The sequence below is a fragment of the Paraburkholderia sp. UYCP14C genome, from assembly GCF_004197395.1.
In the GTDB taxonomy this organism is placed as follows: Bacteria; Pseudomonadota; Gammaproteobacteria; order Burkholderiales; family Burkholderiaceae; genus Paraburkholderia.
In genome coordinates this window covers 1-3773 of the sequence record NZ_SELS01000175.1, presented here as the reverse complement: position 1 = coordinate 3773, position 3773 = coordinate 1, and the positions used below count along the sequence as shown (strand labels likewise).

Here is a 3773-nt window from a genome sequence, read left to right as displayed (position 1 = left end):
ATGCGGTCCTGTTTGATCGATAAGCTTTCCTACCTATATGAGCTTTCTCAACCCGCTTACCTATTTGCACCAGAACCGCGCGGATTGCCATCGCCTACATGCCCGGTCGCAACGCGTCGAAGCTCTACACGTGCCACGCACACATCGATCGCAGCGTGGCGTCGTGGGTCACACCGGCTACGCCGGCCGCAGCGGCCGAATCGACGGAATAAGTGACCGGCCAGGCGACCGGCCGACCGCCCAGGCCTTGAATTCCTTGTCAGCCAGGCGTCTCAAGATCCAGAAATTGAGCTTCGGGAAGCAATGGAACGGTATGATTTTTTGCGTAACCGTTCCATTGCTCCCCGAACCCCGACGTCGCAAGCTGGTCGCAACCGATGCCGCGATCAGCGGCAAAACCAATCAAACCAATAGAAATCGCGATGGACGAGATCACCTTAAGTGTTCACGAAAAATTGACTTGGAATTTCGAACCATATCCGTTGAGCAGAATTTCCAGCTCCACATCGATGGTTTCTTTCGTCCACGTCGCGAATCTCCGCCAGTGGTACTTGAAGTGCTTCCATACGATCTCGATGAGATTCAGCTCGGGGCTGTACGGCGGCAGATAAAACAGGAGTGCTTTGTGTTCGATGAGCCAGCGGTCCAGTGTGACCTGATCGATCCCGTGATGAATGCTCGCGTTGTCGAGCACGATCACGGTCGGTCTACCATCGCCCTGACAGATCAGGTCATTGAGAAATCCCTCAACGTGAGGCCCTTTGACCGTATGGCTGCTTGCTGCATGGACGAAACTGTTCTCAGCGAAGTTCAGTGCGCCCATCACATTGCGTCGGCAATGAGGATTGGGCTCAATGGCATGGGGCAGTCCGCGTGGTGACCAGCTACGCTGCACAGGCGGTGATCCGCAAAAGCCGGCCTCGTCGAAATAGAACAGGCGACACTGGCCATCGCGCGCGGCGACCTGAAGCTTCTCAAGCGTGGCCTGTTTCATCTCGAACTCCTGTTCATTGCGCTTTTTTTCAGCGAGAAGCGGTTGCGCTTGAAAGTGAAGCCCGCACGCTTGAGGGCTTCACCCAGCGTTTCTATCTTGCAGGGCAGCGCCAGGGCTTGTGCCTGCTCAACGCGTCGAGCTATCTGGGCCAGGGTAAGCGGCTCGGCGCGCGCAATCTCCAGCGCGACAGCAACCACGTCATCGGGAAGTGCACGCGGCCGACCACCGTTGTGACCGCCCATGAGCGCGCAAACGCCTCCAATACGCCACGCGTGAGCCCAGTTGTAGACAGCCTGGTCGCTCACACCGAGGGCTTCACAGACGACCTTTGGCTTATCCCCGCGAGCAAGCATCAAAAGACCAGTAGCGCGTCTGCGCGTGTTCTTGAACCGATGATTGATCGCCATCTCCTGCAATGTGATCTCCTCAACCTTCACAAGCTTCACACTGCATTTCATCGACACCTCGGTACCAGGAAAAAATCCAGGTTACCGAAATCCAAGCAGTTTTACCAGGAACACTTAGTTGACAATACCCTGTGCACACTTATTGATTAATGATGTGTATGGAGTATACAGGTTTATATTGGGCACCGTTCCCTTCAAACGTGACGTTCACTCTTAACTTAAGCGCATTGGCCGTCTTTGCAACGTCTAATAAATTTTGCCCCATATAGCTGTCACAACGCCATCTTCCACCTTGAATATTTTTCCCGCTAGAAATGTCTGAAAGCATAATGTCACAGACTGAACCTTGAATATTTGCTTTAACTTCAGTTATGTACCCCGTCTCAGTATATTCACCCGCGAGTGCAGTGCCAGCAGACAAGGACGAAAACAAAAAAAAGATAAGTTTTGATTTTTTCATGTATTTACCTCATTGGTTGGTCGGTTCGCTTCAAGAAAACACCGCGTATAGTTAAGCTAGAGAATTGCTGTTATTTTTTTCAATAGAGTCGGGGACATGTCCACACATGCATCGTTATTTGAAACTTTAGATTTCATTGCATATCCTCCGTTATCGGAATTATCATCTCTAAGTCGATATTCACCATGTGTGTATAGCCAGTTGTGAGGGTTTAAAGGAAAAATCTGTCTTCGTTGCGCTACTCTAGTTAAATCGACAGATATTGAATTTAACACCGAATCGTCACCACGAATAAAGCGGGTCATGTTTTGGTATACTCTGGAGAGCACATTAAAATATTCGGCACCGACTATAACGTGAGCATTTCTTTCAAACGGATCTTCTCGAGTACTCGGATCATCTGAACGGATGGTTGGGCTTGGGCCAATAAATAAGTTGCCCGGAAGCCATGCGTAAAACTGCTCAAATGTATCAAATCCCGGGGCCATTGCATGGCCTCCAGGTTGTGCCATAAAAAGGCCTTGGGCAATGGCTAAATTGCCAGCATTAACAAGATCAATGTCAAGATTGCCACAATTTATCTCGTTATAACCTGCGTAAAAGCGCACGTTATTTGCGTAAGCATTAAAAAAACCCCCAACATTAGGAAATCGATTGAGCTCTGCAAGCCGATTGTAAAATCGATTTAGTACGTCGAGCGGTATTATGTGGTGCCTCGATACTGCTGTGGGATATGCAGGGCCAGAGCCCTGCTCAGTTAAATTCGTATTATAGTTACGCATAGCCGCGTATGGTGTTGATGGCCTAGCTTCGATATTAAGTTCAAACTTACCATTAAAACTACCTATAGGAAGATCGTCATTTGGACTAGCAAAAACAATGATTGGTAGTATAAATATCGCTATGACATTTAATTTTAACGCATTTTTCATGGTCTACTCCTAGAGTCACTACATGACGCCGGCGATGCGCATGCGCTCTTCCGGTTGTGGTTGTTGGCATTTCGTTCTTGTCATTCACCGCACCTTACCGGATGGTAAGGTGTTGCGCTTTTTGAGGCAGCCTTCTGTTAACGGTGTTTTAAGCGAATAGTGCCAACGCTATGCACGATTCCCGGTAGATTTCCCAGTGCTTACATGAATGCACCTAGAGGCCTAGATGTTCGTAGCAAACTATGTACCACCACCTGTTCACCCGGCTTTAAATCACCAAAATAGCCGACAAGGCAGGATAAACTGTCTAAGTCGTCGTCCTGTTTGTTCAAGTCTCGACGACATATGTCGACATTGTCCGGTCGAGATAGAATGCCACCTCCCCGAAGGTATCGTCTTATACACAAGTCCGGGCTCTGCAAGCGCAGATTAGCCGGAAAAGTTATTGTCACATTGGTAGTTAGCCCTCGCTTCTTACTATTCCGAGGTTCCGTCCGTTTTCTGAACAGATCCGTGTCCTCTCCGCAATTGCGCCGCGAACAATTTAACGTGACAGCGCCGAAAGGCATTGTCACGTTATCGAGATGGTCGGGTAAGATCGCATGATGAAAAATGCAAAATCGCTGTACCACGGTCATCGCTTTCCCGCATCGGTCATCAGTTGCGCGGGGCGTTGGTATTTCAGGTTCCAGCTCAGCCTGCGCGATATCGAAGAGCTGCTGTTCGAGCGCGGGGTTATCGTCAGCTACGAAACGGTACGACGCTGGTGCGATAAGTTCGGCGCGTGCTTCGCACACCGTGTGAAAGCGTCGCGTCGCAAGCCCGGCACCTCATTCTGTGCGTTCGCTGGTACCTGCGCTACAAGCTCAGCCTTCGCGATCTGGTTGAGATGATGGCCGAACGGGTTCTGGTGCAAATAGGTAAGCGGGTTGAGAAAGCTCATATAGGTAGGAAAGCTTATCGATCAAACAGGACCGCAT

5 protein-coding genes and 2 pseudogenes are annotated in these 3773 nt (G+C 49.8%); 2 read left to right on the top strand and 5 right to left on the bottom strand.

What is annotated here, in order from left to right; genetic code table 11:
- Nucleotides 1-259 precede the first annotated feature (259 nt).
- From EVC45_RS45990 to EVC45_RS43825, 5 genes are all read right to left on the bottom strand, one after another.
- Entirely contained in the window at nucleotides 260-436 is a 177-nt protein-coding gene (locus EVC45_RS45990; protein ID WP_168991669.1) for a hypothetical protein, read from the bottom strand.
- 9 nt (nucleotides 437-445) lie between these two features.
- On the bottom strand, nucleotides 446-994 hold the full coding sequence (locus EVC45_RS43840) for an IS630 family transposase (protein WP_129964261.1): 549 nt from the start codon (nucleotides 992-994) through the stop codon (nucleotides 446-448).
- The gene (locus tag EVC45_RS43835) at nucleotides 991-1452 is read right to left on the bottom strand and encodes a helix-turn-helix domain-containing protein (protein WP_129964260.1); all 462 of its coding nucleotides are present in this window, start codon (nucleotides 1450-1452) and stop codon (nucleotides 991-993) included. Before EVC45_RS43835 ends, EVC45_RS43840 begins: the two co-directional genes overlap by 4 nt.
- Nucleotides 1453-1540: 88 nt before the next feature.
- On the bottom strand, nucleotides 1541-1861 hold the full coding sequence (locus tag EVC45_RS43830) for a hypothetical protein (RefSeq protein WP_129964259.1): 321 nt from the start codon (nucleotides 1859-1861) through the stop codon (nucleotides 1541-1543).
- A gap of 56 nt (nucleotides 1862-1917) precedes the next feature.
- Nucleotides 1918-2793 carry a hypothetical protein gene (locus EVC45_RS43825; RefSeq protein WP_129964258.1) on the bottom strand — a complete coding sequence of 292 codons (876 nt, stop codon included), beginning with the start codon at nucleotides 2791-2793 and terminating at the stop codon, nucleotides 1918-1920.
- A 605-nt stretch (nucleotides 2794-3398) separates the two neighbouring features.
- Between EVC45_RS43825 and EVC45_RS43820 the strand changes: the two are divergent.
- Both EVC45_RS43820 and EVC45_RS43815 read left to right on the top strand, forming a co-directional pair.
- Nucleotides 3399-3629, top strand: a pseudogene (locus tag EVC45_RS43820) (IS6 family transposase); the annotation flags it as partial.
- Nucleotides 3578-3703 (top strand): annotated as a pseudogene (locus EVC45_RS43815) (IS6 family transposase); the annotation flags it as partial. The pseudogenes EVC45_RS43820 and EVC45_RS43815, both read left to right, overlap by 52 nt.
- Nucleotides 3704-3773 lie beyond the last annotated feature (70 nt).

Bases quoted from the DNA above. Each gene is read 5' to 3' on its own strand.
- EVC45_RS43840 (WP_129964261.1), bottom strand. From the start codon at position 994: ATGAAACAGGCCACGCTTGAGAAGCTTCAGGTCGCCGCGCGCGATGGC.
- EVC45_RS43835 (WP_129964260.1), bottom strand. From the start codon at position 1,452: ATGAAATGCAGTGTGAAGCTTGTGAAGGTTGAGGAGATCACATTGCAG.
- EVC45_RS43830 (WP_129964259.1), bottom strand. From the start codon at position 1,861: ATGAAAAAATCAAAACTTATCTTTTTTTTGTTTTCGTCCTTGTCTGCT.
- EVC45_RS43825 (WP_129964258.1), bottom strand. From the start codon at position 2,793: ATGAAAAATGCGTTAAAATTAAATGTCATAGCGATATTTATACTACCA.